Annotated in this window: 17 protein-coding genes; 4 read left to right on the plus strand and 13 right to left on the minus strand. The window is 65.1% G+C overall.

Features of this window, described 5'->3' with window-relative positions; genetic code table 11:
• Positions 1–57: 57 nt before the first annotated feature.
• The 8 genes from rseP to rpsB all read right to left on the minus strand — a co-directional run bounded on the left by rseP (position 58) and on the right by rpsB (position 7,745).
• A complete protein-coding gene (rseP, locus tag FFS45_RS32265) occupies positions 58–1,455 on the minus strand; it encodes an RIP metalloprotease RseP (protein ID WP_137958695.1) in 1,398 nt (465 codons plus the stop codon).
• A gap of 7 nt (positions 1,456–1,462) precedes the next feature.
• Positions 1,463–2,668 carry a 1-deoxy-D-xylulose-5-phosphate reductoisomerase gene (locus FFS45_RS32270; RefSeq protein ID WP_137958696.1) on the minus strand — a complete coding sequence of 402 codons (1,206 nt, stop codon included), beginning with the start codon at positions 2,666–2,668 and terminating at the stop codon, positions 1,463–1,465.
• 10 nt (positions 2,669–2,678) lie between these two features.
• Positions 2,679–3,500 (minus strand): phosphatidate cytidylyltransferase, encoded by an 822-nt coding sequence (locus FFS45_RS32275; RefSeq protein ID WP_137958697.1) that lies wholly within the window; start codon positions 3,498–3,500, stop codon positions 2,679–2,681.
• On the minus strand, positions 3,494–4,276 hold the full coding sequence (gene uppS, locus FFS45_RS32280; protein ID WP_137958698.1) for a polyprenyl diphosphate synthase: 783 nt from the start codon (positions 4,274–4,276) through the stop codon (positions 3,494–3,496). The genes FFS45_RS32275 and uppS overlap by 7 nt, the downstream gene beginning before the upstream one ends.
• A gap of 63 nt (positions 4,277–4,339) precedes the next feature.
• Complete coding sequence (frr, locus tag FFS45_RS32285) at positions 4,340–4,900, minus strand: ribosome recycling factor (protein ID WP_137958699.1); 561 nt, start codon at positions 4,898–4,900, stop codon at positions 4,340–4,342.
• Between the two features lie 98 nt (positions 4,901–4,998).
• Complete coding sequence (gene pyrH, locus FFS45_RS32290) at positions 4,999–5,712, minus strand: UMP kinase (RefSeq protein WP_074264280.1); 714 nt, start codon at positions 5,710–5,712, stop codon at positions 4,999–5,001.
• 232 nt (positions 5,713–5,944) lie between these two features.
• Complete coding sequence (tsf, locus tag FFS45_RS32295) at positions 5,945–6,826, minus strand: translation elongation factor Ts (RefSeq protein WP_137958700.1); 882 nt, start codon at positions 6,824–6,826, stop codon at positions 5,945–5,947.
• A gap of 166 nt (positions 6,827–6,992) precedes the next feature.
• On the minus strand, positions 6,993–7,745 hold the full coding sequence (gene rpsB, locus FFS45_RS32300; protein ID WP_137958701.1) for a 30S ribosomal protein S2: 753 nt from the start codon (positions 7,743–7,745) through the stop codon (positions 6,993–6,995).
• Between the two features lie 396 nt (positions 7,746–8,141).
• Between rpsB and map the strand changes: the two genes are divergently transcribed.
• Genes map through FFS45_RS32315 form a run of 3 tightly spaced genes read left to right on the plus strand, consistent with a single transcriptional unit; the run spans position 8,142 to position 13,753 of the window.
• Positions 8,142–8,954: a type I methionyl aminopeptidase gene (gene map, locus FFS45_RS32305; RefSeq protein WP_137958702.1), complete on the plus strand. Its 813-nt coding sequence runs from the start codon at positions 8,142–8,144 to the stop codon at positions 8,952–8,954.
• A 29-nt stretch (positions 8,955–8,983) separates the two neighbouring features.
• Entirely contained in the window at positions 8,984–11,563 is a 2,580-nt protein-coding gene (locus FFS45_RS32310; protein WP_137958703.1) for a [protein-PII] uridylyltransferase, read from the plus strand.
• A 6-nt stretch (positions 11,564–11,569) separates the two neighbouring features.
• Positions 11,570–13,753, plus strand: coding sequence for a pseudouridine synthase (locus FFS45_RS32315; protein ID WP_137958704.1), 2,184 nt, complete (start codon positions 11,570–11,572; stop codon positions 13,751–13,753).
• A gap of 152 nt (positions 13,754–13,905) precedes the next feature.
• On the opposite strand, the gene def is transcribed toward FFS45_RS32315, so the two are convergent.
• Together def and ligA are read right to left on the minus strand one after the other, a co-directional pair.
• Positions 13,906–14,439: a peptide deformylase gene (gene def / locus FFS45_RS32320; protein ID WP_137958705.1), complete on the minus strand. Its 534-nt coding sequence runs from the start codon at positions 14,437–14,439 to the stop codon at positions 13,906–13,908.
• On the minus strand, positions 14,436–16,487 hold the full coding sequence (gene ligA / locus FFS45_RS32325) for an NAD-dependent DNA ligase LigA (RefSeq protein ID WP_137958706.1): 2,052 nt from the start codon (positions 16,485–16,487) through the stop codon (positions 14,436–14,438). Before ligA ends, def begins: the two co-directional genes overlap by 4 nt.
• Positions 16,488–16,803: 316 nt before the next feature.
• On the opposite strand from ligA, the gene FFS45_RS32330 reads away from it, so the two are divergent.
• A complete protein-coding gene (locus FFS45_RS32330; RefSeq protein WP_212745784.1) occupies positions 16,804–17,652 on the plus strand; it encodes a hypothetical protein in 849 nt (282 codons plus the stop codon).
• A gap of 224 nt (positions 17,653–17,876) precedes the next feature.
• Here FFS45_RS32330 and FFS45_RS32335 read toward each other — a convergent pair whose 3' ends face one another.
• From FFS45_RS32335 to FFS45_RS32345, 3 genes are all read right to left on the minus strand, one after another.
• A complete protein-coding gene (locus FFS45_RS32335) occupies positions 17,877–19,106 on the minus strand; it encodes a cell division protein ZipA C-terminal FtsZ-binding domain-containing protein (RefSeq protein ID WP_137958707.1) in 1,230 nt (409 codons plus the stop codon).
• Positions 19,107–19,203: 97 nt separating this feature from the next.
• Positions 19,204–22,722: a chromosome segregation protein SMC gene (smc, locus tag FFS45_RS32340; protein WP_137958708.1), complete on the minus strand. Its 3,519-nt coding sequence runs from the start codon at positions 22,720–22,722 to the stop codon at positions 19,204–19,206.
• 148 nt (positions 22,723–22,870) lie between these two features.
• The coding region (locus FFS45_RS32345) for a DMT family transporter (protein ID WP_137958709.1) at positions 22,871–23,365 on the minus strand (495 nt) is incomplete at its 5' end.

Here is a 23,365-nt window from a genome sequence, read left to right on the forward strand (position 1 = left end):
CCAATGTAAAGCTCAATCATGCCGGGCGGCCACTCCTCGCGAGCGCCGCCGGACATTTCAGAAATGGATCAGGCGAGCCAGATCGTTGAAAAGCGCAATCGCCGAGAGGGCGACAATACAGGCCAGTCCAGCTCTCTGCAGAACGAGCTGCCAGCGGTCGGAAACCGCCTTACCGGTTGCAGCTTCAACCAAATAATATAACAGATGCCCCCCGTCCAATACCGGAATCGGGAGCAGGTTAAGTACGCCAAGGCTAATGCTGACCAGTGCCAGGAATGACAGGAATGCTGAGGGACCCAACCTCGCACTCTTACCCGCGTAGTCGGCAATCGTGACCGGCCCCGACAGATTTTTCAGCGACGCCTCGCCCGTAATCATCCGGCCAAACATCCGCACCGAGTAAGCCGCGAGATCCCACGTCCTGCGCGCACCCAGTTGCAGGCTTTCGAGCGGGCCGTAACGCACCGTGACGGACGGCACCTGGGTCGCCAGTTCCGCGCCGATGCGGCCGATATCCTGACCGCTGGCGTCGTCATGCTGCATCTGCGGCACGACGTGAATGTCCTCGATCTTGCCCGTCTGCTGCCCTTCGTCGGCCTGGTCGCCACGCTCGACCTTCAGCGTGATGCTCTTGCCCGCATGCGTCTTCACATAGGCGATGAAGGCCGTCGCGTTATCGGTGGGCGCGCCGTCGATCGAGATGAGGCGGTCGCCCGCGACGAGGCCGGCGCGTTGCGCGGCGCTGCCCGGCTGAACGCCTGCCACAATCAGTTTGCCGCCGCCCGGCTCGAAGCCCAGACGCGACATGAAGTCGTCGTCGACGTCCTTCTCGGACACGTCGCGCAGATCGAGCTGGAAATCCGAAACCCCGTGGCTGTCTTTCGCACTCAGGACGATGCGGCTGTGATCGAACGCGGCGCCGAGCAACTTCCAGCGCAGGTCGGACCACGAACGCACCGGCTCGCTCTCGGCCGCGTCCGCATTGCGCACGGCGACGACCGTCTCGCCGCCGTCGAAGCCCGCGAGCGCTGCCGGCGTATTCGGCGCCGGCGTGGCCACGATGGCCGACGGCTCGCTCACACCGGTGGCGAACACGGCGGCGAACAGCACGATGGCAAGGATGAAGTTGGCGAGCGGGCCGGCCGCGACAATCGCAAAACGCTTCGCGACATGCTGACGGTTGAACGCGTAAGGCAGCGCCTCAGCGGGAATCGGCGCACCCGCTTCGCGCTCGTCGAGCATCTTCACGTAGCCGCCCAGCGGCAACGCGGCAATCGTCCATTCAGTGCCCGTCTTGGGGCTGACCCACTGAACCAGTGGCTTGCCGAAACCGATCGAAAAGCGCAGCACCTTGACACCGCACCAGCGCGCGACGCTGTAGTGGCCATACTCGTGGACCACCACGAGCACGCCTATCGCGACGACGAAGGCGAGCACTTCGATCAGCAGGTTCATATTCGCCTCACTGGACGGCACGTTCCGCGCGAAGGGCGTCGTGCGGCAGACGCTGGATGAAATCGGCAGCCGCACGGCGCGCGGCCGCGTCTGCTTCGATCACATCGTCGAGCGCGTGGGCGCTGCGGTTGGGCAGCGCGTTCAGCACCGCGTCGACGACCTGCGCGATGGCCATAAAGCCGATCTTGCGCGACAGAAATGCTTCGACTGCAATCTCGTTGGCCGCGTTCAACGCGGCGCTGGCGATGCCGCCTTCCGCGAGGGCCTTCATGGCCAGCGCGAGACACGGGAAGCGCGCGTAGTCCGGCCGCTCGAACGACAGCGACGCGACCTGCACCAGATCGAGCTGGGCCACGCCGGAATCGACCCGGTCGGGGAACGCCAGCGCGTGCGCGATCGGCGTGCGCATGTCGGGATTGCCGAGCTGTGCAAGCACCGAGCCGTCGGCGTACGAGACCATCGAGTGAATCACGCTCTGCGGATGAATCAGCACTTCGATGCGCTCGCCCGGCAGCGCGAACAGCCAGTGCGCCTCGATGACTTCGAGGCCCTTGTTCATCATGGTCGCCGAGTCGACCGAAATCTTGCGGCCCATCACCCAGTTCGGGTGCTTGCAGGCTTCGTCCGGCGTCACATTGACGAGGCTCGCGGGCTCGCGGGTGCGGAACGGTCCGCCCGAGGCCGTGAGAATGATCTTCGAGACGCCGCCGTGCTGCGCGGCTTCACGCGGCAGGCACTGGAAAATCGCGTTGTGTTCGCTGTCGACGGGCAACAGCACCGCGCCGTGATCGCGCACCGCGTCCATGAAGATCGCGCCGGACATCACCAGCGCTTCCTTGTTGGCAAGCAGGATGCGCTTGCCGGCGCGGGCGGCGGCGAGACTCGGCGCGAGACCCGCGGCGCCGACAATGGCGGCCACCACCGTATCGCAAGCGTCGCTCTTCGAGACCTCGACGAGCGCTTGCGGGCCATACGTCACCTCGGTCTTGCAGCCGGCCGCACGCAGCCTCGCGGCGACTTGCGCCGCGGTGTCGGCGTCGCCGACCACGGCCACTTCGGGCGTAAAGCGCAGGCATTGTTCGACGAGCTTGTCGCCGTTACGGTGCGCGGTCAGCGCGTAGACCGAAAAGCGCTCGGGATGACGCGCGACGACGTCGAGCGTGCTGTCTCCAATCGAGCCCGTTGAACCGAGCAGTGTCAGACGTTTTTGCATATCTCTTTCTCTAGCCGAGCAACAGCATTGCGAGCGGCAGCACCGGCAATAATGCGTCGATGCGGTCAAGGACGCCACCGTGTCCCGGTAGCAGGCCGCTTGAATCCTTCACGCCGGCCTGGCGTTTTAACATCGACTCGAACAGGTCGCCGACCACGCTGAAGGCCACCAGGACGGTCAGCGCAGCCAGCGTCCGGACGGCGCCCAGGCGCTCCAGCAGCGCAGAATACAGGGTCGGTTCAAAGGCGTGAAGCCCGATCGCCGCGCCGGCGACCACCACCACCGCCAGCCAGCCGCCGATCGCCCCTTCCCATGTCTTACCGGGACTGATGGCGGGCGCCAGCTTGTGCCGCCCGAACGCCTTACCCGCAAAGTATGCGCCGATATCGGCGAGCCAGACCACTAGCAACAGGGACAGAACAAACGGCACGCCAGCCATGCGGGCAGCAACCAGCGCGTGCCAGCAGGCGACGAACGCGACAATGCCGGCCAGAAACAGGAACAGGCGCCAGGCGCCCTGCGCCAGTGCCGGCTTGCGCACCAGCACGTATGGGCCGGCCAGCACCCAGAACACGGCGGCAGCCTGGAACAGCGGGCGCGGCAGTCGCGTGCCGGTGCCGAGCTTGGTGCTCGCCACCAGCGCGAGCGCCGCCACCAGCGCGTAGATAATGGGACCGACGCCCTCGACTTTCAGCAGACGCGCCCATTCCCAGGCGGCAAAGACGACCACGAACGCGATCAGCGCGCCGAATGCGCCCACCGGCGCAAACAGCGTGACCGGCAAGAACACCGCCAGCAGGACGATCGCCGTGATAACACGGGTTTTTAGCATGGAAGCGAATCGACGTTTTGCGATTGCGGCTCGAGCTGAGCGCTGGTGCGGCCGAAGCGGCGCTCGCGCTCCGCATAGGAATCGATGGCGTGGCGCAGCGCGTCCGCGTCGAAGTCCGGCCAGAAAGTGTCGGTGAAGTAGAACTCGGTGTACGCGAGCTGCCACAGCAGGAAGTTGCTGATGCGCTGCTCGCCGCCGGTGCGGATAAAGAGGTCCGGCTCCGGTGCGTAGGCCATGGCCAGGTGCTCGGCAAACGATTCCTCGTTGACCTCGACGGCCTCGCCCGCCCGCGCCGATTGCTCGGCCAGCTTGCGGGTAGCCTGCATGATGTCCCAGCGCCCGCCGTAGTTGGCGGCGATGGTCAGGGTGAGACGGGTATTGCGGGCGGTTTTGGTTTCGGCGCGGCGGATCAGGTCCTGGATGCGCTTGTCGAACATCGTCAGGTCGCCGACCACGCGCAGGCGGATGCCGTTGGCGTGCAGCTTGCCGATTTCGCGCTCGAGCGCGGTCACGAACAGGCGCATCAGGAACGACACTTCGTCGCTCGGACGGCGCCAGTTTTCGGAGCTGAAGGCAAACAGCGTCAGGTATTCGACGCCGGAACGCGCGCACGCTTCGACGGCGGCACGCACCGCGTCGACGCCGCGCGTATGGCCTGCCACGCGCGGCAGGCGGCGCTGCGTTGCCCAACGGCCGTTGCCGTCCATGATGATCGCGATATGTCGCGGCACCGCCGCGACATCAGGCACGCGAACGGTTGAGCTGGTATAGGTCATGGCCGTCGGGACAATAACTGCAAAAAAGAAGTAGAAACCTGAAGATGCTGAAGCCTAACGGCCTCAGACCGTCATGATCTCAGCTTCCTTGGTCGTCACGAGCTTGTCGATTTCGGCCACGAACTTGTCCGTCAGCTTCTGGACATCGTCACCGGCACGACGCTCGTCGTCTTCGGAGATTTCCTTATCCTTGACGAGCTTCTTCAGTTGCTCGTTGGCGTCACGGCGCAGGTTGCGCACCGCGATCTTGGCCGTTTCGGCTTCGCTGCGGGCAACCTTGGTCAGCTCGCGGCGGCGCTCTTCGGTCAGCGCGGGCATCGGCACGCGGATCACGTCGCCTTGGGTAGCCGGGTTCAGGCCCAGATCGGAGTCGCGAATCGCCTTTTCGACGACCGGCACCATCTTCTTTTCCCACGGCTGCACGCCAATCGTGCGCGCGTCGATCAGGGTCATGTTCGCGACCTGCGAGATCGGCACCGGCGAGCCGTAATAATCGACCTGGATGTGATCGAGCAGGCCCGTGTGCGCACGGCCCGTGCGGATCTTCGACAGATCGTTCTTGAACGCGTCGATCGAGCGCTGCATCTTCTGCTCGACGCCCTTCCTGATATCAGCCACAGACATTTTTAAACCTCCGAACCTTCAAAACGGTGCGAGCCGGCCAGCGCGCGAGTAGCAGCGGCCCGGGCCCGCGTTAAAGCCCACGTTATGTGAACGAGAGTTTACACGTGGACGAGCGTACCCTCGTCCTCGCCTTGCACAATGCGCTTTAGCGCACCCGGCTTGACAATCGAAAACACGCGGATCGGCAGTTTCTGGTCGCGGCACAGCGCAAACGCCGTGGCGTCCATCACCTGCAGATTGCGGCCGATCGCCTCGTCGAAGCTGATCGTCGTGTAGCGCGTTGCCGTCGGGTCTTTCTTGGGGTCGGCCGAATAGACGCCGTCCACCTTGGTGGCCTTCAGCACGACTTCCGCGCCGACTTCCGAACCGCGCAGCGCCGCAGCGGTGTCGGTCGTGAAGAACGGGTTGCCGGTGCCGGCCGCGAAAATCACGACCTTGCCTTCTTCAAGCTGGCGGATTGCCCGGGGGCGGATGTACGGCTCGACCACCTGGTCCATACGCAGCGCGGACTGCACGCGTGCCTCGATCCCGGCGTGGCGCATGGCGTCCTGCAGGGCCAGCGCGTTCATCATGGTCGCCAGCATACCCATGTAATCGGCCGTGGCGCGGTCCATACCGGCCGCGCCGCCCGCCACACCGCGGAAAATATTGCCGCCGCCGATCACCACGGCGAGCTGCGTACCGAGCCGCACCACCTCGGCCACGTCCGCCACCATTCTTTCGATCGTCGCGCGATTGATGCCGAAGGCATCGTCGCCCATCAGAGCTTCGCCGGAGAGTTTGAGCAGGACGCGTTTATAGGCAGTGGGCATAGGGATATCCAGATCGCGCAGAACAGGGCAACAACAAGGAGCTAACTGTAGGGGTGAAATGCTGATTCGGGCAAGCACCGCCAAATTGACGGACCGCGAAGCAGAAGCGCGGTTCGCCAGAGGCGGCTGCATCGCGAGGGTCAACCCGCATGCAGCCTTGCGGCGCCGCCGGCCGCGGCAGGGTCTTGCCCCGCCGCGGGTCCAACGGTACTGCGATGAAGCTGGGCAATGCTTATTGTTGCTTTGCAGCAGCCACTTGAGCCGCCACTTCAGCGGCAAAGTCGTCCTGCTTCTTCTCGATGCCTTCGCCGACCACGAACAGCGCGAACTTCTGCACGCTCGAGCCTGCGGCCTTGAGCATCTGTTCGATCGTCTGCTTGTCGTTCTTAACGAACGTCTGGTTCAGCAGCGAGACTTCCTTCAGGTACTTCTGCACGCTGCCGTCGACCATCTTGGCGACGATTTCAGCCGGCTTGCCCGATTCGGCAGCCTTCTGCTCAGCGATGCTGCGTTCCTTGGCGATCAGGTCTGCCGGGACGTCGTCCGACGACAGCGAGACCGGCTTCATGGCCGCGATGTGCATTGCGACGTCCTTGCCGACCTGCTCGTCCGCGCCGGTGTACTCGACCAGCACGCCGATGCGCGTGCCGTGCAGGTACGCAGCCAGCTGGTTGGCGGTTTCGAAACGCACGAAACGGCGGATCGAGAGGTTTTCGCCGATCTTGCCGACCAGCGCGAGGCGCACTGCGTCGACCGTCGAGCCTTCCAGCGGCAGGGCTGCGAGCGCCGCAACGTCAGCCGGGTTTTGCGTAGCGACCAGCTCGGCGATCTGCTTCGAGAAAGCGAGGAAGTCGTCGTTCTTCGAAACGAAGTCGGTTTCGCAGTTCAGTTCGACGATTGCGCCGACCTTGCCGCCGATGAACGAGGCGATCACGCCTTCAGCCGTGACGCGCGAAGCGGCCTTGCTGGCCTTGTTGCCGAGCTTCACGCGCAGCAGTTCTTCGGCACGCGCCATGTCGCCGTCGGCTTCCGTCAGCGCCTTCTTGCATTCCATCATCGGCGCGTCGGTCTTCGCGCGCAGTTCTGCAACCATGCTTGCGGTAATTGCCGCCATCATTCGCTCCTAGAGTCTGTCTTTCACACGCCGCCCGCACTTCGATGCCGGCGGCAAGAATTCGTTTCCGCACAGTGCGTATTTTTCTCGCACTCTAACCAGGTGTCGTGACTTAAAAAAAGGGGGCCTGTAGAAAGCCCCCTTTTTTGCCGGACACAGGGTAGCCTTACGCTTCCGAGTTGACCTCGACGAACTCGTCGCCGTCACCGCCACGTGCAGCCTGCACCACTTCGTTGACCGCATTGGCGCGGCCTTCGAGGATCGCGTCAGCCACGCCAGCCGTGTACAGAGCGACAGCCTTGCTGGCGTCGTCGTTACCCGGGATCACGTAGTCGATGCCTTCCGGCGAGTGGTTCGTGTCGACCACAGCGATAACCGGAATACCGAGCTTGTTCGCTTCGGTCACAGCAATCTTGTGGTAGCCGACGTCAACCACGAAAATTGCGTCCGGAATGCCGCCCATGTCCTTCACGCCGCCAATCGACTTTTGCAGCTTGGCGATTTCGCGTTCGAACAGGAGCGCTTCCTTCTTGCTCATGCGTTCCGTTTCACCGGCTTCCAGCGCTGCTTCCATGTCCTTCAGGCGCTTGATCGAAACCTTCAGCGTCTTGAAGTTGGTCAGCATGCCGCCGAGCCAGCGTGCGTTGACGAACGGCATGCCAGCGCGTTGTGCCTCGTCGGCGATCGTGTCGCGCGATTGACGCTTCGTGCCGACGAACAGGATCGTGCCGCGGTTAGCTGCCAGCTGACGCACATACTTCAGTGCGTCGTTGTACATCGGCAGCGTCTTTTCGAGGTTGATGATGTGAATCTTGTTGCGATGACCGAAAATGAAGGGGGCCATCTTCGGGTTCCAGAAGCGCGTTTGGTGACCGAAGTGGACACCTGCTTCCAGCATTTGACGCATGGTAACTGCCATGAAAATCTCCGCTAGGGTTGGGTCTTAAGCCGGCTGCCGTATCGGCCGCGCCGTCTTCGCCTATATTCGGGAAGACCTGACGCGACGGACACCCTGGGTGCTGCCGGCTTGCGAGTCAGTCCTGTAGCGCAAGTATCAAAATCAAAAACTACCGCTACAGGCCAGTCTGCCCCACGAATTTTCCGCCGGATTTCTCACGATCGGGAATAACGTAGAGCGACTTAGCCAGAGATTATAGCACGTGACTATCGGCAGACTCAACCTGCCCGGTAGCCCCGAATCGACGCCAGGGTTGCACCTCGCGGCGGTCGAGCGGCCTACCGCCCCCTCAAAACCCTGCGAGAGCCGGAATATGGTGCGATAATCTTCAAATAATCGCATTTTCAGGCCCGACTCATGGCTATTACGCTCAAAAACGAACACGATATCGCGCAGATGCGCGTCGCCTGCCGGCTGGCAAGCGAAGTGCTCGACTACATCACCCCCCTCGTCACCGCCGGCATCACCACCGGCGAGCTCGACCGGCTGTGCCACGAATACATGCTGAAGGAACAGGGCACGATCCCGGCGCCGCTGAACTACCAGCCGCCCGGCTATCCGCCGTATCCGAAGGCCACCTGCATTTCGGTCAATGACGTGATCTGCCACGGCATTCCGGGCGACAAGACGCTGAAGAACGGCGACGCCCTGAATATCGACGTCACCGTCATCAAGGACGGCTATTTCGGCGACACGAGCCGCATGTTCATCGTCGGAGAAGGCTCGATCCTCGCTAAACGGCTGGTGCAGACCACCTATGAGTGCATGTGGCTCGGCATCGACCAGGTCCGCCCCGGCGCCCATCTGGGCGACATCGGCCACGCCATCCAGCGTCATGCCGAGGCCCAGGGCTACAGCGTGGTGCGCGAGTATTGCGGCCATGGCATCGGCACCGTGTTCCACGAAGACCCGCAGATCCTGCACTACGGCCGTCCGGGCGCGGGCCTCGAACTGCAGCCGGGCATGATCTTCACGATCGAACCGATGATCAACGCCGGCCGCCGCGATATTCGCACCATGCCGGATCAATGGACGGTAAAAACCAAGGACCGCAGCTTGTCCGCGCAGTGGGAGCACACGATCCTCGTCACCGAAACCGGTTACGACGTGTTGACCGTTTCCGCCGGCACCCCGGCGCGGCCGCCGCTCGCCGCGGCCACCGCGGCCTGAGCGCCGCTCGCCCCCACCCGCGCGCGCCCATGAGCAGTGTTCCAGCCGTCGCCCTTACCGATGCCACGTCGCTCAAGGCGGACTACAAGGTGGCCAAAGCCAAGTTGCTGGAACGCTTCAAGCTGGCAACCATCGTCGAATCGTTGATGGGCGCGCTCGCGCGCACCACCGACGAGGCGCTGCGCGGCGCGTGGAACGCCTGCGACCTGCCACCCTCCCTCGCCCTGCTGGCCGTGGGCGGATACGGGCGCGGCGAACTGGCGCCGCATTCGGACATCGACATTCTGGTGCTGCTGCCCGATCATCCGATCGCCCATCTGGAAGCGCGCATCGAGCGCTTCATCAGTCTCGCGTGGGATCTGGGGCTGGAACTCGGCAGCAGCGTGCGCTCGGTCTCGCAATGCCTCGAAGAGGCCGCCAACGACATCACCGTGCGCACCTCGCTGCTGGAGGCGCGCCGCATTACCGGCAGTACCGCGCTGTTCGAGGACTTCTCGAAGCGTTATCGCGACGCGCTCGATCCGCGCGCCTTTTTCCAGGCAAAAGTGCTGGAAATGCGCCAGCGCCACGCCAAATTCCAGGACACGCCCTACGCGCTCGAGCCGAACATCAAGGAAAGCCCGGGCGGTCTGCGCGACCTGCAACTGATCCTGTGGGTAACCCAGGCGGCCGGTTTCGGCAGCAGTTGGGAGGAACTGGAGGCGCGCGGCCTGATTACCGAGCGCGAAGCCCGCGAACTGGAGCGCAACGAAGGCTTCCTGAAGGCGCTGCGCGCCCGGCTGCACGTGATCGCGGGACGGCGCCAGGACATCCTCGTGTTCGATATGCAGACGGCCGTGGCCGAAAGCTTCGGCTACAAGCCGACCGCCACCAAGCGCGCCAGCGAGCAACTCATGCGCCGCTATTACTGGGCCGCCAAGGCGGTCACCCAGCTGGCGACGATCCTGATCCAGAACATTGAAGCGCAACTGTTTCCGAACACGAGCGGCATCACGCGGGTGCTGTCGGATCGTTTCGTCGAGAAGCAGGGCATGCTGGAAATCGCCGGCGACGACGTGTTCGAACGCGAGCCGAACGCGATTCTCGAAGCCTTCCTGCTGTACGAGCAGACGCCGGGCGTGAAGGGCCTGTCGGCGCGCACGCTGCGGGCGATCTACAACGCGCGCGATGCGATGGACCAGCACTGGCGGCGCGACCCGGAAAACCGGCGCATGTTCATGGAGATTCTCAAGCAGCCCGCCGGGATCACCCACGCGCTGCGGCTGATGAACCAGACCAGCGTGCTGGGGCGCTACCTGCTGAATTTCCGCCGGATTGTCGGACAGATGCAGCACGACCTGTATCACGTGTACACGGTCGACCAGCATATCCTGATGGTGCTGCGCAACCTGCGCCGCTTTGCGGTGGCCGAGCACGCGCACGAATACCCGTTCTGCAGCCAGTTGATCGCCAACTTCGAGCGGCCCTGGGTGCTCTATGTGGCGGCGCTGTTTCACGACATCGCCAAAGGCCGCGGCGGCGACCATTCCACGCTCGGCATGGCCGACACCCGCCGCTTCTGCCGTGAACACGGCATGGACAACGGCGACGGCGATCTGGCGGTGTGGCTGGTCCAGCACCATCTGACCATGAGCCAGGTCGCGCAGAAGCAGGACACGAGCGACCCTGAGGTCGTCAAGCGGTTTGCCGAACTGGTGGGCAACGAACGGCGCCTGACCGCGCTGTACCTGCTGACCGTGGCCGACATTCGCGGCACCAGCCCGAAGGTCTGGAACGGCTGGAAAGGCAAGCTGCTCGAAGACCTTTACCGGGCCACCCTCGCCGTGCTCGGCGGCGCCCGCCCGGACGCGCATTCGGAACTGAAGTCGCGTCAGGAAGAGGCGCTCGCGCTGCTGCGTCTGGAAACCGTGCCGGAAAACGCGCACCAGGCGCTATGGGACAAGCTCGACGTCGGCTACTTCCTGCGTCACGACGCAGCGGATATCGCATGGCAAACCCGTGTGCTGTACCGCCATGTCGAAACGCCCACGCCGATCGTACGCGCGCGGCCGTCGCCCGTCGGCGAGGCCCTGCAGGTACTCGTCTACGTGCAGGATCGCCCTGACCTCTTTGCCGGCATTTGCGCGTATTTCGACAAGAACGGGCTGTCGGTTCTCGACGCCCGTGTGAGCACGACCCGCCACGGTTACGCGCTGGATAACTTTATCGTCCAGCACACCGAGGAGGACGTGCATTATCGCGACATCGCCAATCTGGTCGAGCAGGAACTGACCGCACGCCTCACGGCGGACGGCACCCTGCTGCCGGAGCCGTCGAAAGGGCGTTTGTCGCGCCTGTCGCGAACCTTCCCTGTTACGCCGCGCGTCGACCTTCGGGCCGACGACCGTGGTCAGTACTACATCCTGTCCGTGTCGGCGAACGACCGGCCGGGCCTTCTTTATTCGATCGCGCGCGTGCTGGCCGAGCACCAGGTCGGCGTCCAATCGGCGCGGATCAATACGCTCGGCGAACGCGTAGAGGACGTATTCCTGCTGGACGGACGCGGACTCTCGGACAACCGCCTGCAAATTCAGGTCGAGACAGAGCTGCTGCGCGCGATCGCAGTGTGAGATTTCATGCGAGTCAAATTGACAGCCAAGCACCCGCGGTCGGCTTCGTCCGAACGCGCCCCTGTTCGCTCGGGTAGTACAACCGCGCGTAAACCGACGCGCCCGGTTGGGCCGCGGCCCGCCACACCGGCCGCCGGTGCGCGCGAAGCTACGCCGGGCGGGGCCGGCAAACGTCCGGCGAAGCCCGCGGGTTTTGCGGGTGGCGGCGGCCGCACGCAGGGCGGCGCGCGGCCGCCGCGTGCTGAGGGAGCGTTTTCGCGCGAGCGCGATGCGGGCAGTGCTGGGGCTCCCCGGCGTGCGCCGTCGGACCGCCCGCCGCGCCGCGATGGTGAGGCCGGTGCGCCGCGACGGTTTGAAGGTGAACGTGGTGAGCGGGCGCCGCGTAAATTTGAGGGCGAGCGTAGCGAACGTGCTCCGCGCCGCTTTGAGGGTGAACGTAGCGAACGTCCGCCGCGTAGGTTTGAAGGTGAGCGCACTGAACGCGCTCCGCGTCGCTTTGACGGTGAACGTAGCGAACGCCCGCCACGTAAGTTTGAAGGCGAGCGCACTGAGCGTGCTCCACGTCGCTTTGAGGGTGAGCGTAGCGAGCGCCCGCCGCGTAAGTTCGAGGGTGAACGCACCGAGCGTGCGCCACGTCGCTTCGAGGGCGAGAGCAGCGAACGCCCGCCGCGCCGCTTCGAAGGCGAGCGGACCGAGCGCCCGCCGCGCCGTGAAGGCCCTGGCGGCGCACCGCGCCGTTTCGAGGGTGATCGTAGCGACCGCGCACCGCGCCGCGCTGAAGGCGAGCGCCCTGCCCGCTTTGCCCGTGACGAAGGCACGCGCCGCCCGGCCTTTGGCGCACCACGCGGCCCCCGCAGCGCCGACGATACGCGCGGCCCCGGCGCACCGCGCACTACTGGCGCCTTCAATGCCGGTCCGCGCGGCGAACAACGCCCGGGACGGCGTGAACGCGAAGAATTGCGTGAACGTGGCGCTTCCGAGCGTCCGCGCTTCGGCGCAGGCCGCAGCGGTTCTGACGAGCGTCGCAGCTTCGAGCGGCCCTCGCGCGACGAAGGCGCCCGCCGTGGGCCGCCGGGTGCGCGCGGCGAACGCCCGGCCTTCGGCGAACGCGGTTCGTCCGAGCGCGGCGAGCGTTCGTTCGCGAGTCCAGTCAAGCGGGCATACGGCGAGCGCACTGAACGCGCGCCCCGCGAAGATCGTGGCACGCGGGCGCCTGCCCCGCGCGGATTTGGCGACCGTCCGCCGCGTGCTGAGCGCACCGGACACTCGGAGCGCGCTGAACGGGGCGCGCGCAGTGACCGCCCCGCTCCCGGCAGTCGCTTCGCCGAGCGTGAACGCCCGGCCCGCTTCGACAAGGCGCCGCGCCCCGGGCACGACGATGACTCCGCTGAGCGTCCCGCCGCTGCGCACCGCCGCGATCATGACGACGCGCCGGGAACGCTGCGCCTGTCCAAGCTGATGTCTGAACTCGGTCTGTGCTCGCGCCGCGAAGCCGACGAGTGGATCGAGAACGGCTGGGTGCGCGTCGACGGTGAAAAGATCGACACGCTCGGCTCCAAGGTCCGCCCGGACCAGCGTATCGAGATCGACCCGGCCGCTCAGGCGATCCAGGCACGGCTCGTCACGATCCTCATCCACAAGCCGGTTGGCTACGTGTCGGGTCAGGCTGAAGACGGCTATCAGCCGGCCGTCACGCTCGTCACGCCGGAAAACCGCTGGGAGGGCGACAACTCGGACATCCGCTTCTCGGTGTCGCATCTGCGCCAGCTCGCTCCGGCGGGCCGGCTGGACATCGACTCCACCGGGCTGCTGGTGCTGACCCAGGACGGCCGGATTGCCAAGCGGCTGATCGGCGGACATTCGGAAGTCGAGAAGGAATACCTGGTGCGCGTCACCTATGGCGATATCACCACCGAAATCGATCAGAACTTCCCGCCCGAAAGCCTGGAGTTGCTGCGTCACGGACTGGAACTCGACAATGTGCCACTCAAGCCGGCCAAGGTGAGCTGGCAGAACGGCGAACAGTTGCGCTTCGTGCTGCGTGAAGGCAAGAAGCGGCAGATTCGCCGCATGTGCGAGCTGGTCGGTCTGGAAGTGGTCGGCCTGAAGCGCGTGCGGATGGGTAGCGTGCCGCTTGGCGCATTGCCGCCCGGACAGTGGCGTTATCTGGCGCACGACGAGTCGTTCTGATCGTCACGCGTAGCTGCTGCGCCGTTTGAGCGCTGCGCGGCAGAAAACGCAGCGAATGTGAAAAAAAGCCCACGCTAATGCGTGGGCTTTTTTTCTGTGGAGCCTGTTGTGGCGCCCCGGTGCCGACGCGGCCACCGTTAGCCGCTACCAGCTCAGTCGTCGCTGTTCGGATCCAGATCCGGGAACAGGACTTCCGTGAAGCCGAACTTGGAGAAATCGTTGATCCGCATCGGGTACAGCTTGCCGATCAGGTGATCGCACTCGTGCTGCACCACGCGGGCGTGGAAGCCCTCGGCGACGCGGTCGATCGGATTGCCGAACTGATCGAAGCCGTGATAGCGGATCATCGAAAAGCGGCTGACGGCGCCGCGCAACCCAGGCACCGAAAGACAGCCTTCCCAGCCCTCTTCCATGTCCTGCGACACCGGTGTAATGGTCGGATTGATCAGCACCGTTTCCGGCACCGGCGGCGCGTCCGGGTAACGTTCGTTGTGCCCGAAGCCGAAAATCACCACCTGCAGATCGACCCCGATTTGCGGTGCGGCGAGGCCCGCGCCGTTCGCGTCGTGCATGGTTTCAAACATGTCCTTCACAAGGGCATGCAGGTCGGGCGTGTCGAAATGGTCGACGGGAGCGGCGATGCGCAAAAGGCGCGGATCGCCCATCTTGAGAATTTCGCGGATCATGTTATCTGCCCCTCCAGGAGCTTACGCATACCATCTTCGTCGAGCACAGGGATGCCAAGTTCCTCAGCTTTCGCAAGTTTGCTACCGGCCTCGGCACCCGCCACCACATAATCGGTTTTCTTCGACACGGAGCCGGCCACCTTCGCGCCGGCCGCTTCGAGCATTTCCTTTGCCTCTTCCCGCGCCAGTGTCGGCAAGGTACCGGTCAGCACGACCGTCTTGCCGGCCAGCACGCCCTGCGGCGCCTTCGGCGCGGGCGGACCTTCAGGCCAGGTCACCTTGCCCGGTGCGCGCAGTTGCTCGATCACCGTGCGGTTGTGCTCTTCGGCGAAAAACTGATGGATCGACTCGGCGACCACCGGCCCCACGTCGTTCACTTCAAGCAGTTCTTCGACCGTGGCGTTCATGATCGGATCGAGCGAGCCGAAGTACTTGGCCAGATCCTTCGCCGTCGATTCGCCCACCTGACGAATTCCAAGCGCGTAAAGGAACCGCGCAAGTGTAGTGTGCTTGGCCTTCTCGAGCGAGTCGAGCAGGTTCTGGGCGGATTTGTCGCCGAAGCGGTCGAGTTCCGCGAGCGTCGCGAAGCCGAGGTTGAACAGGTCGGCCGGGGTGCGCACGAGGTTCAGCTCGACCAGTTGGTCGATGATCTTCTCGCCGAGCCCGTCGATATCCAGCGCGCGGCGCTGTGCAAAGTGCCACAGCGCCTGCTTGCGTTGCGCCGGGCAAAACAGGCCGCCGGTGCAGCGGGCGATGGCCTCGTCGGGCAGGCGCTCGATAGCCGAGCCGCATACCGGGCACTGCGTAGGCATGACGAACTCGGCGGCGTCCGCCGGCCGACGATCCATCAGCGCGCTCACCACCTCCGGAATCACGTCGCCGGCGCGCCGCACAATCACGGTGTCGCCGATGCGGATGTCCTTGCGGCGCACTTCGTCCTCGTTGTGCAGCGTGGCATTCGTCACCGTGGCGCCGCCGACGAACACCGGCTCGAGCCGCGCCACCGGCGTAATCGCGCCCGTGCGGCCTACCTGCACGTCGATCGCCAGCAGTTTCGTCAACGCTTCCTGAGCCGGGAATTTATGCGCCAGCGCGAAGCGCGGCGCGCGCGACACAAAGCCCAGGACGTCCTGCTCTTCACGGGCATTGACCTTGTAGACCACGCCGTCAATGTCGTACGGCAGCGCATCGCGCTTCTCGCCCACCGCGCGGAAGAATCCCAGCAGCCCTTCAGCGCCCTCCACGACCGAGCGCTCGCCGTTGACCGGCAAGCCCAGTTCGCCATACCAGTCGAGCAGCGCGCTATGGGTGGCCGGCATCGGCTCGCCGTCGAGCACGCCAATGCCATAAGCGAAAAACGACAGCGGGCGCTGGGCCGTGATCCTGGAATCGAGCTGACGCAAACTGCCGGCCGCCGCGTTACGCGGGTTCGCGAATTCCTTGAGCTCAGCGGCGCGTTGCCGCTCGTTCAGGCGTTCGAAATCGCGCTTGAACATCAACACTTCGCCGCGCACGTCGAGCACCTTGGGCACGCGCTTGCCTTTGAGCGTCAGCGGAATGGAGCGGATTGTGCGAACGTTCCCGGTCACGTCTTCACCGGTGGTGCCGTCGCCGCGCGTGGAGGCCTGTACCAGGCGGCCGTCGACATAGCGCAAGGAAATGGCCAGGCCGTCGAACTTGAGCTCGCACGCATAGCTGACCGGCGTTTTGCCGAGCGCGTCGGCAATGCGTTTGTCGAACGCGGCGATGTCTTCGTCGGCGAAGCCGTTGTTCAGCGAGAGCATGGGCTGGTCGTGCAGGACCGGCACGAAACCGCTCGCAGCCTCGCCGCCGACACGCTGGGTGGGCGAGTCCGGCGTGACCAGATCCGGATGCTCCGTCTCGATCTGTTGCAGCTCCTTGAAGAGCTTGTCGTACTCTGCATCCGGCAAGTCCGGCTGGTCGAGGACGTAGTACGCATGGTTGGCGCGTTCAAGCTCCGCGCGCAACCACACGGCACGCTCGGCCGGGCTGCTCGTTGCTGGGTTGGGGACGGTGGTTCGAGTCATGCTGTCGGAAGATTCGCCGGTGAAATTCAGACTTCTGATTATCTCAGGAACCGCCCGCCGTGGACATTGGCCGGATAGCCACTTTCGTACGCCGGCTCACCCAGACGCCACATCGGCGCACGCTTTGCGTGGTTGCCGCTCGCTAGCCACCCGCTAGCCGCCTCGGGGTCACGTGCGCTCTACGCAAGAGACCCTTGGCTGCGCCCTGGCCGAACGGCTAACGTATGTGCCGCCGCATTGACACTCGTGCGGCGCAATGCGACTGTAGGCGCATGTCCCACGTGCCGTACTGGCCGCATCTACCCAGGGAGAAATCATGGCGGGCCTCGTCGCCATCAAGCAAAGCTGTCTTCGCCGGCTGGCCTCGCATGCCATGGCGGTATTCGTCACCCTGTTCGTCTGGTACGCCGCCCCGGCCTGCGCACTCGAACAGGTAGTCAGCGTGCCGGTGGCCGACAACGCCACGATCTCGTACCTGCTCACGCAGAAGGACGGCAGCCACCCGGAGTGGATCCTGGTGATGTTTGCCGGTGGCGATGGGGATTTGCAACTTGCCCAGGCAAGCGACGGCGCGATCAGCATGCGCCTGAAGAACAACTTCCTCGTGCGGGCCCGCACGCTGCTCGCCGACGACCGCTTTGCGACCGCGCTAGTCGACGCGCCGTCCGACCAGCCTAACGGCTACTCGGACATGTTCCGCGCTTCGCCGCGCCACGCGGACGATATCGCGCACATCGCGGCGGACCTGCGCACGCGCTTTCCCGGGGCGAGGCTGGTGCTCGTCGGCACTAGCCGCGGGACCATTTCCTCGGCATTCGTCGGCCGCGCGCTACCCGATACCTGGGACGCGGTGGTCCATACGTCGACGCTAAGCAGTCCGGCACGCGGCCAGGCGCTGCCGCTGATCGGCTTCAACTACGGTGAGATCCACGCACGGCAACTCTTCGTGCATCACGTCGACGACGGCTGCTTCCTATGCTCGTTCAGTGCGGCGAAACGTATCGCGGACGACGGGCACGACCTGATCGCCGTCAGCGGCGGAAGCGCTCAAGGCAACCCCTGCGAGGCGAAGGGGCATCACGGTTTCTATGGGCAGGATGAAGCGGTGGTGGCCGCGCTGAAGGCGTGGATCAGCGGCGCACAGTGGCCGAAGGAGATTGATTGAGGGAAGGTGTCTGACTGCAGGAAGGTGTTCGGCTGCCGGAAAGTGTTCGACTGAGCGAACGTATTTGCCAAGGCGCACCGGGACCGGAATTCGCGATGCCGGTCGCTACCGTGTGCCGCGCGCCCGCCGCCAATGGCAGCGGCACGGGGGCGGACACAGGCACAGGCGCGGGCAAACGCAAACGCAAACGCAAGCCCAAGCCCAAGCCCAAGTCCCCAAACAGCCTACTGGCTAAACAACCGCCGCGTAGCCGGCGACCCCGCCGGAATCCCCGCCTGTTCGAGCTTGGCGTAGAGCGTCATCAACTGCTTCTCAATCGCCAGCAGCGCCGTATCCGGCAACGGACGACGGCCGTCGTCGACCACCCGGCCGCCGATCCGCTCGGACAACGATTTCGCGTAGTCGCACATCAGCCGGAACGGCAGAATGTCTTCGTCGGCCACCGGCACGTCGAGCACCAGCGTAATCATCTGGCCGCCCTTGTACGTGAGGTCGTCGCGCAGGAAGTTGGTGTCGCCGAACTGCAGCATGAACACGGGGCTTTGCCGGGCGTCGAGCTTGACGAACCGGGTGCCGTCGCGCGAAAGCAGCAGGCCGTCCTGCGACGCCACCGCCTGCACGTAGTTCGCCGACCACGGCGCGCCGTCCGACAGCACATTGATCGACAGTTGCGCGTCGCACTGGGCGGCGAAGCCATCCAGCTCGCGCGCCATCGCCACCGTCTCCATCATGTCCGGGAATTCAGGCGCGGCGTCGATCGCATCCGCGAACTGCTGCACGCCGGTGACGAACTCGGAGAACTCCAGTTCGTTCAGCGGCCCGTTACGGTTAGCCAGTTGCGCCGCCGCACGCAACTCTTCGTAGCGCACGCCGTTCTGCAGCAGCTCCCACGCGCCGCCGCCCTCCGGCTTGCCTTCGATATGCACCGGCTTGCTACCCGCGCGGCGCAACCGTTGCGCGAGCGGAATCACCTTGTCGCCCGCGAGCGGGCCAGCGAGGCGAATCGGCACGATGCAGTCGATGCGCCGGTCGACGATTGCCGGCGGCGCCGAGGAAATCGTCGTCGCGGCGGGCATGATCGGCTCCACCGGTTCATCGGCACCGGCAGCCGCCGTCTCGCCATGAGCCTCGGGGAAACCATTCGGCGTGGTCGTCTCGGCCTGGATATCCGCAGGCACATCGAGCGGCGCGGCCGTGCCGAAGGTGGGCTCGACACGCGACTCGGTATCGGCCGCGTCGTCCGCAGCGGGCTCGCGGCGCACCGTCGGCCGGGCCGGTTCGATGAACGGGCTTTGTTCTTCGTGATCTTCCCGTGCGAAGGCCTCGGCAGTATCGGCCGGCATCGGCCGCGGCATCCGGCGTCGCACCTTCGCGCCTTGCCATGCGTTGTACACCACCACACCCCCGACCACCACGGCACCCGCGCCGATCAAACCGAGTGTCAACTCGTCCATGCATGCTCCATCAGCAATTCTTCTGTTTGTGCGGCGCCTGAGCCTGCGTCGCGCGGCAACGAGGCCGCAGCGCAGCGCAGGCTCGCGCCGTGCGAACTCAAACGATATTCTGGGCGAAACCCGCGGCCGTTTCCATGTCGACCGCGACGATCCGCGACACGCCCTGCTCCTGCATCGTCACGCCGATCAGTTGCTGAGCCATTTCCATCGCGATCTTGTTGTGCGAAATGAACAGGAACTGGGTCTTGTCCGACATCGCACGCACGAGATTGGCAAAGCGCTCCGTGTTGGCGTCGTCGAGCGGCGCGTCCACTTCGTCGAGCAGACAGAACGGCGCCGGATTCAACTGGAACATCGCGAACACGAGAGCGGTGGCGGTAAGCGCCTTCTCGCCGCCGGACAGCAAGTGAATCGTCGAGTTCTTCTTGCCCGGCGGTTGCGCCATGACCTGCACGCCGGCATCGAGAATTTCGTCGCCGGTCATGATCAGCTTCGCCTGACCGCCGCCGAACAGACGCGGGAACAGTTCGCCGAAATGGCGGTTCACCTCGTCGAAGGTGCCCTGCAGCAGCGTGCGGGTTTCCTGGTCGATCTTATGGATCGCGTCTTCCAGGGTTTCGATGGCGCTCGTCAGGTCGGCCGACTGCGCATCGAGGAAATTCTTGCGCTCGGTAGCGGCCTTCAGTTCGTCAAGCGCCGCCATGTTGACCGGCCCCAGCGCCAAAATGGCGTTGTTCACGCGCGTGACTTCGCCTTGCAGGTAGGACGGCTTCATATCCGGCGTCAGCTTCGCCTGCAATTCGGCCTCGTCGACACCGGCCGCCGCCAGTTGCTCGATGAACTGCTCGGCGTTCAGGCGCGCCGCCTGTTCCTTCAACTGCAATTCGGTGATGCGATCGCGCAGCGGCTGCAGCGCGCGTTCTGCCGTGAGACGCGTCTCGTCCGCGGCACGCAGCTTGGCGGTGAGGTCGTCCAGTTCGAGACGCGCGGCATGCAGCGCCTCTTCCTTGACCGCGCGAATCTCCAGCGCGCCTTGCAGGCCGGTATGCGCGGTCTGCTCGTTGATGGTTTCAAGCTCGGCGCGCGCATCTTCGAGCGATGCGGCCACGCGCTCGCTCTGCTCGTGCGCCACCTGAATGCTGCGCTTCAGCTCGTCGATCCGGTTGGCCATGTTGCGCGCGGCAAAGCGCGCATCGGTGGCGGCCCGGTCGAGATCGCGCGATTGCGCGCGCGCCGCAGTCAGTTCTTCGTCGAGGGCTTCGAAGGCCAACTGGTTGTCTTCGAAACGCGCCTGCAACTCGGCCAGTTCACCGTCGTGGCGCTCGAAGTTCGCCTCCGACTCGCCGCGCAACGTGCGTTGCTCGTCGATCTGCCCGGCAATCTCTTCGAGCTCTTCGCGAATCTGCGTGCTGCGCTGCATGTAGCGCTCGTGCGCCTGCGTGAGCTTGAGCACGTCCATCTGCAGCGCGTGCACGCGCTGGGTGGCCCGTTCCGCCTGCTGGCGCACATCGGTCAGGCTCTGCGCGGCTTGCGTGTGAGCGGCTTCGGCGCGAATCGCCGCCGATTTCGCTTCGTCCGCGAGCAACGCCTGGGCCCGCACCTGGCGCGTGAGGTTTTCGATTTCCTGCTGACGGGCCAGCATGCCGGCCTGTTCGGAGTCCGCAGCGTAGAGCTGCACGCCGACGCGCGTCACGACATGGCCCGCCTTGACGACAAACGCGCCGCCCTCCGGCAATTGCGAGCGCTGCGAGAGCGCCTGACCCAGATCGTCGGCGACGAACGCCTGGCCCAGCCAGTCGTTCAATACCGCGCGCAGACCGGCGTCGTCGATACGCACCAGCGACAGTAGCGGCCGCAGCGCGGCGGGACTCGCCACCGGCGCACCGGCCACCGGCGGCGCATAGAAAGCGAGCTTGGCAGGCGGCGCGTCTGTCGCGAAGGCCTTGACCCAATCGAGGTTCGACACCTCAAGCGCGGCAAGGCGCTCGCGCAGCACGGATTCAAGCGCGGTTTCCCAACCGGCTTCGACATGCAGCTTCTTCCACAGGCGCGGCAGGCCGTTCAGCTCGTGCTTCTCGAGCCAAGGCTGGATCTTGCCTTCCGTCTGCACGTTTTCCTGCAACTGCTTGAGCGCGGCAAGCCGGGCGTCCAGCTGATGAATCTGCGCGCTTTCCGACTGCACGCGCTCCTGAGCGGCGCGCCGCTCGCCGTCGAGACGCGGCAGCGTTTCCTGGGCATCGGCAAGACGCGCCTGGGCGTCGTGCAAAATCTCTTCATGCTCGGCCAACTGCATGCGCAGTTCTTCGAGCTGGCCTTCATCGGGTGCGTCGAGCCCGCCTGCTTCCGACTTCAGACGCTCAAGGCGCTGCTGCAGCTGCTGCAGTTGCTGGTCGGCGTTACGCTGGTGCGCGGCTTCGAGCTTGAGGGCCTGCTCGGTCTGGGCAATGCCGCCGCGCTCTTCATTGAGCTGCGTCTGCGCATCGCGCCAGCGGGCTTCGAGCGCGGGCATGGCGTCGTGCTTCGCAGCGGCTTCGTCCTCAGCGAGTGCGGCTTTTTCTTCCGCTACCGCCAGTTGCTCTTCAGCATCTTCGAGATCGCCCTGAGCCTTCTGCGCCTGCGACTGCCACTGCTCGCGCTGCGCCGTCAGTGCGGCGATCTGCGCCTGCACGCGGTTGCGCGATTCGACGATGAACTTGATCTCGGCTTCGAGGCGGCTGACTTCGGCATTCGCCTCATAGAGCGCGCCTTGCGCGCCCTGCATGGCGTCGCTTGCCGAGTAATGCGCCACGCGCAGCGTTTCGAGCTGCGCTTCGACTTCGCGCAGCTTCGCCGTGTGGGCTTCGAGGTCGATCTGCGCCTGTTCGATGGCGCGTTTCTGGCGTTCCTGCTCGCCGCCGGCTTCGTTCTTGCGCAGCAGCCACAGAAGGCGCTGCTTCATCTCACCGTCGGCCTGCAGCTCCTTGAACTTCGTCGCCACGACGGCCTGGCCTTCGAGCTTTTCCAGGTTGGTAGTGAGCTCGCGGACGATGTCCTCGACCCGCGTCAGATTCTCGCGTGTGTCGTGCAAGCGGCTTTCGGTCTCGCGGCGGCGTTCCTTGTACTTCGAGACGCCGGCGGCTTCTTCGAGGAACACGCGCAGCTCTTCGGGCTTCGCCTCGATCAGGCGCGCAATCATGCCCTGCCCGATGATGGCGTACGCGCGCGGCCCAAGACCGGTGCCGAGGAAGATGTCCTGAATGTCGCGGCGGCGCGCCGGCAGGTTGTTGATGTAGTAGCTCGAAGTGCCGTCGCGCGTCAGCACGCGCTTGACGGCGATTTCGGCATACTGGCCCCACTGGCCGGCGGCCCGGCCGTCGGCGTTGTCGAACACGAGTTCGACGCTGGCGCGGCTACCTGGCTTGCGCGCGGTGGAGCCGTTGAAGATCACGTCCTGCATCGACTCGCCGCGCAGCTCGGAGGCGCGCGATTCGCCGAGCACCCAGCGCACGGCGTCGATGATGTTGGATTTGCCGCAGCCATTGGGACCGACCACGCCGACAAGCTGGCCCGGAACCTGGAAATGCGTGGGATCGACGAATGACTTGAAGCCAGCGAGTTTGATCGAGGTCAGACGCACGGCGATATCGCTGATTGAAAAGGGAAAATGAAGGTGGGCCGCAGGAGCCGCGCGAGCCGTTTCCGGCTACAGCGAAAGATCCCGTGCGAGCCCCGCGATACGGGCGCCGCGCACGCCCGGCAAGGCGCGCGACGGCAAGCAGGGGCAATCATACCATCGCCCGCGGGCCATCCTGTCGCCTCGGGTCGCGATCGTCGCCGGGAGCGGCCTGTGCCGGTGCTTCGCCCGCTGGCTTTGCCTGGGTCCGGTGCACCCAGCTCGACAGCGCCGAGGCCAGCACGATGCACGCGCCGCCCGCCCACTCGCGCGGGCCGGGGGTCTCGCCGGCGAACAGCCACGCGGAGAGCGCGGTCACCACAAGCTCGAACAGCATGATGATCGACGCCCGGTTGGCGGGAATCCGCGCCACGCCGTATTGAACCAGCATATTGTTCGACGCCAGCAGGAAGCCGAGCCCCAGCACCAGCAAAGCGGCGGCGCCCAGATGCGCGCCGGTGGGCGGCGCGGGCATCGCCTCGAAAAACGACGCGCAGGCGCCAAGCAGCGCCGCGCCGCCGAAAATTGTCGCGGTGCGCATTTCGCCCTTCATGTCCGGCAGCACCCGGCTCGTCTTGAGGATCAGCACGTTGCTCATGGCGAAGCC

It is taken from the genome of Burkholderia sp. 4M9327F10 (assembly GCF_005503145.1).
Classification (GTDB): Bacteria; Pseudomonadota; Gammaproteobacteria; order Burkholderiales; family Burkholderiaceae; genus Paraburkholderia.

Coding starts and splice junctions, on each gene's coding strand:
- FFS45_RS32330 (WP_212745784.1), top strand. CDS start 16,804: ATGGCGGGCCTCGTCGCCATCAAGCAAAGCTGTCTTCGCCGGCTGGCC.
- frr (WP_137958699.1), bottom strand. CDS start 4,900: ATGTCTGTGGCTGATATCAGGAAGGGCGTCGAGCAGAAGATGCAGCGC.
- rseP (WP_137958695.1), bottom strand. CDS start 1,455: ATGAACCTGCTGATCGAAGTGCTCGCCTTCGTCGTCGCGATAGGCGTG.
- tsf (WP_137958700.1), bottom strand. CDS start 6,826: ATGGCGGCAATTACCGCAAGCATGGTTGCAGAACTGCGCGCGAAGACC.
- FFS45_RS32315 (WP_137958704.1), top strand. CDS start 11,570: ATGCGAGTCAAATTGACAGCCAAGCACCCGCGGTCGGCTTCGTCCGAA.
- pyrH (WP_074264280.1), bottom strand. CDS start 5,712: ATGCCCACTGCCTATAAACGCGTCCTGCTCAAACTCTCCGGCGAAGCT.
- FFS45_RS32275 (WP_137958697.1), bottom strand. CDS start 3,500: ATGCTAAAAACCCGTGTTATCACGGCGATCGTCCTGCTGGCGGTGTTC.
- def (WP_137958705.1), bottom strand. CDS start 14,439: ATGATCCGCGAAATTCTCAAGATGGGCGATCCGCGCCTTTTGCGCATC.
- FFS45_RS32335 (WP_137958707.1), bottom strand. CDS start 19,106: ATGGACGAGTTGACACTCGGTTTGATCGGCGCGGGTGCCGTGGTGGTC.
- ligA (WP_137958706.1), bottom strand. CDS start 16,487: ATGACTCGAACCACCGTCCCCAACCCAGCAACGAGCAGCCCGGCCGAG.
- uppS (WP_137958698.1), bottom strand. CDS start 4,276: ATGACCTATACCAGCTCAACCGTTCGCGTGCCTGATGTCGCGGCGGTG.
- map (WP_137958702.1), top strand. CDS start 8,142: ATGGCTATTACGCTCAAAAACGAACACGATATCGCGCAGATGCGCGTC.
- rpsB (WP_137958701.1), bottom strand. CDS start 7,745: ATGGCAGTTACCATGCGTCAAATGCTGGAAGCAGGTGTCCACTTCGGT.
- FFS45_RS32310 (WP_137958703.1), top strand. CDS start 8,984: ATGAGCAGTGTTCCAGCCGTCGCCCTTACCGATGCCACGTCGCTCAAG.
- FFS45_RS32270 (WP_137958696.1), bottom strand. CDS start 2,668: ATGCAAAAACGTCTGACACTGCTCGGTTCAACGGGCTCGATTGGAGAC.